Below are 1,319 nucleotides of genomic sequence, written 5' to 3'. Positions count from 1 at the left end.
GGCTGTTTGTTGTTTGAGATTTGCATAGTGGACGCGAGCATCTTTGTGGCCAAGTTTTTTAGGGCACACGGTGGATGCCTTGGCATCAGGAGCCGATGAAGGACGTGGGAGGCTGCGTTAAGCCTCGGGGAGTCGCCAACCAGACGTTGATCCGGGGATGTCCGAATGGGGAAACCTAGCACCAGTCATGTGGTGTTGCCTCCGCCTGAATGTATAGGGCGGTTGGTGGTAACGCGGGGAAGTGAAACATCTCAGTACCCGTAGGAAGAGAAAACAAGAGTGATTCCGTGAGTAGTGGTGAGCGAAAGCGGATGAGGCTAAACCGGGCGTGTGTGATAGCCGGCAGGCGTTGCATGTCCGGGGTCGTGGGACCCTCTGGGTCGATCTGCCGATCGGCCAAGGAGTGATAAACCTTTGAGGTAGTCGAAAGCTCTGGGAAGGGCTGCCGTAGACCGTGAGAGCCGGGTAGGCGAAATCTTGAAGGCTTCTTGAGGGGATCCCAAGTAGCACGGGGCCCGAGAAATCCTGTGTGAATCTGCCAGGACCACCTGGTAAGCCTAAATACTCCCTGGTGACCGATAGTGCACGAGTACCGTGAGGGAAAGGTGAAAAGTGCCCCGGTGAGGGGTCGTGAAATAGTACCTGAAACCGTGTGCCTACAAGCCGTAGGAGCTTAGCTGTTCTTCGGAACGGTTGTGATGTGACTGCGTGCCTTTTGAAGAATGAGCCTGCGAGTTATGGTGTGTGGCGAGGTTAACCCGTGTGGGGGAGCCGTAGCGAAAGCGAGTCTGAATAGGGCGTTTGAGTCGCATGCTGTAGACCCGAAGCGGAGTGATCTACGCATGGGCAGGTTGAAGCTCAGGTAAGACTGGGTGGAGGACCGAACCCACCAGGGTTGAAAACCTGGGGGATGATCTGTGTGTAGGGGTGAAAGGCCAATCAAACTCCGTGATAGCTGGTTCTCCCCGAAATGCATTTAGGTGCAGCGTCGCGTGTTTCTTGCCGGAGGTAGAGCACTGGATGGCTGATGGGCCCGACAAGGTTACTGACGTCAGCCAAACTCCGAATGCCGGTAAGTGAGAGCGTGGCAGTGAGACTGCGGGCGATAAGGTTCGTAGTCGAGAGGGAAACAGCCCAGATCACCGACTAAGGCCCCTAAGCGTGTGCTAAGTGGGAAAGGATGTGGAGTCGCAGAGACAACCAGGAGGTTGGCTTAGAAGCAGCCACCCTTGAAAGAGTGCGTAATAGCTCACTGGTCAAGTGATTCCGCGCCGACAATGTAGCGGGGCTCAAGTACACCGCCGAAGTCGTGGCATTGA

Annotated in this window: 1 rRNA gene; it reads left to right on the top strand. The window is 55.6% G+C overall.

The features are described 5' to 3' along the window. Positions 1-47: 47 nt before the first annotated feature. Positions 48-1,319 (top strand): 23S ribosomal RNA (locus AB0J16_RS59590); the annotation flags it as partial.

The sequence above is a fragment of the Nonomuraea sp. NPDC049750 genome, from assembly GCF_040659625.1.
In the GTDB taxonomy this organism is placed as follows: Bacteria; Actinomycetota; Actinomycetes; order Streptosporangiales; family Streptosporangiaceae; genus Nonomuraea.
This window is presented reverse-complemented; position numbering and strand designations above follow the sequence as displayed.